Source organism: Ideonella sp. P3_A4 (genome assembly GCF_056403075.1).
Window position 1 is genome coordinate 1 of record NZ_JBFUGE010000846.1, and the last position, 2,152, is coordinate 2,152.

The 2,152-nt window shown below is 68.0% G+C and carries 5 protein-coding genes; all 5 read left to right on the forward strand.

All coding sequences use genetic code 11. The annotated features are described in order from the left end of the window. Positions 1-233: MoaD/ThiS family protein (locus tag AC1DYI_RS33520; RefSeq protein ID WP_477208427.1), on the forward strand; the 233-nt coding region annotated here is incomplete at its 5' end. A 10-nt stretch (positions 234-243) separates the two neighbouring features. Continuing rightward, entirely contained in the window at positions 244-726 is a 483-nt protein-coding gene (moaE, locus tag AC1DYI_RS33525) for a molybdopterin synthase catalytic subunit MoaE (protein ID WP_477208428.1), read from the forward strand. Positions 727-745: 19 nt separating this feature from the next. Then, on the forward strand, positions 746-1,114 hold the full coding sequence (crcB, locus tag AC1DYI_RS33530; RefSeq protein WP_477208429.1) for a fluoride efflux transporter CrcB: 369 nt from the start codon (positions 746-748) through the stop codon (positions 1,112-1,114). A 79-nt stretch (positions 1,115-1,193) separates the two neighbouring features. Next, complete coding sequence (locus tag AC1DYI_RS33535) at positions 1,194-1,679, forward strand: flavin reductase family protein (protein ID WP_477208430.1); 486 nt, start codon at positions 1,194-1,196, stop codon at positions 1,677-1,679. Between the two features lie 24 nt (positions 1,680-1,703). Then, positions 1,704-2,152 (forward strand): acyl-CoA dehydrogenase family protein (locus AC1DYI_RS33540; protein ID WP_477208431.1); only part of this gene is annotated, 449 nt, incomplete at its 3' end.

Genomic DNA, 2,152 nt, shown 5'->3' on the forward strand with positions numbered 1-2,152 from the left:
TCTTTGCCTCGCTGCGCGAGGCCCTTGGGTCACAGGAGCAACTCGAGCTGCCCGAAGGCAGCCGGGTGGCCGATGCGCGCAATCAGCTGATCGCCCGCGGCGCCCCGTTCGACACCAGCCTGGCGCGCCACAAGGCGCTGCGTGCAGCGCTGAATCAGACRCTGTGCGACGAATCTGCCGCGTTGGCAGACGGTGACGAGCTGGCGTTCTTTCCCCCGGTTACCGGTGGCTGAGGCCCACGTGATGAGTGCGCCGCGCGTCACCATCCAGACGGACGATTTCGACGCCGGGGCCGAAATGGCCAACCTGCGCGCGGGTGACCTGGCCGTCGGCGCCGTCGCCAGCTTCGTCGGCACTGTGCGTGATCGCAATGACGGCCAGGGCGTCCAGGCGATGGATCTGGAGCACTACCCCGGCATGACCGAACAGGCCATCGAGGCGATGATCGACGCGGCGATGGCTCGCTTCAAGATTCGCGCGGCGCGGGTCATCCACCGCGTCGGCCTGCTGCAGCCGGGCGACCAGATCGTGTTCGTGGCCGTCACTTCGCCTCACCGCGGCGAGGCTTTCCAGGCCTGCGAGTTCCTGATGGACTACCTGAAGACCCAGGCGCCTTTCTGGAAGAAAGAAACGACGCCCGAGGGCGCTCACTGGGTCGACGCCCGGGTCAGCGACGATGCTGCGCTGGCGCGCTGGGGCAGCTTCGCCAGCAACGCCGGCGCCTGACCCGATGCAGGCCGGCTGGATGCACGCTTTGGCCGTCGCCCTCGGCGGCGCCGTGGGCTCGCTGCTGCGTTGGCGCATCAGCCTGTGGCTGAACCCCATGGCCTTGCCGTTCGCGCTGGGCACCCTGGCGGTCAACTGTGTCGGCGGGCTGCTCATCGGCTTCGGCCTGGTGGCCTTCGAGCGTCACCCGAACGAGACCATGCGGCTGCTGCTGATCACCGGTGGCCTGGGCGGGCTGACCACCTTCTCGGCCTATTCGGCCGAATCGCTGGCGCTGCTGGTGCGCGGCGAGCCCGGTGTCGCGCTGATGCATACCCTGGCCCATGTGCTGGGTGCGCTGGCCTTTGCCGCCCTGGGCTGGTGGGCCGGCCGATCGCTCTGGGCGTGAACGAGCACCGCTGCGTGGCCCCGTCGAGTTAGGGCCCCTGCGCTTGGACGCCCCAGTTTGGGCCTACCATCGCGGGCAAATGTTACCGATCGACGTCAAGACCTTGCGCAATGCGCTTGGTCGATTCACCACCGGGGTGACCATCGCCACCTGCCGCGATGCGCGGGGCCAGGCCATCGGTCTGACCGCCAACTCCTTCAATTCACTCTCGCTGGACCCGCCGCTGGTGCTGTGGTCGCTGCGCTGCGCCAGCCCGGCGCTGCCTGCTTTCCAGCAAGCCAGCCACTTTGCGATCAACGTGCTGTCCGAGGCGCAGGTCAGCCTGTCGCGCCGGTTCGCCAGTGCCGTGGCGGATCGCTTTGCCGAAGGCCAATGGTCCGACGGCGCCGGCGGCGCGCCGGTGCTCACCGGCTGTGCGGCGGTCTTGGAATGCGCGCTGCACAGCCAGCAGACGGTGGGCGACCATGTGCTGTTCATCGGCCAGGTCGAAAACATGCATGAAGCCGCCTTGTCGCCGCTGGTTTTCCAGGCCGGCCACTACCGGTTGCTCGGTGAAATCCTGTGAGAAGACCTTGACCAGGGGATTTCGATGACTGCTTCCACGCACGCCATTTCCCATATCGCCGGCGACCCGGCGTTGCTGACGCCGCGCCAGCGCGAACTCGTCGCCCTGGCGGCCGAACTGGGCCGCACCCGCTTTGCGCCGCGGGCGGCAGAGCATGACCGCAACGCCAGCTTCCCGGTCGAGAATTACCGCGACTTGCGTGAAAGTGGGTTGCTTGCGCTGTGCGTGCCGACCGAGCGTGGTGGCCTGGGCGCGGATTTCACCTCCTTCATGCTGGTGGCGGCCGAACTGGGCCGCCACTGCGGCGCCACGGCGCTGTCGTTCAACATGCATGCGTGCGCCACGTTATGGGCCGGCCCGGTGGCCGAGTCGCTGGGCTTGACTGCCGCCGAGCGGGCCGACCAAGAGGCGCATCGCGCGGTGCACTACGAGCGCATCGTTCGCCACGGCAAGATCTATTCGCAGCCGTTTTC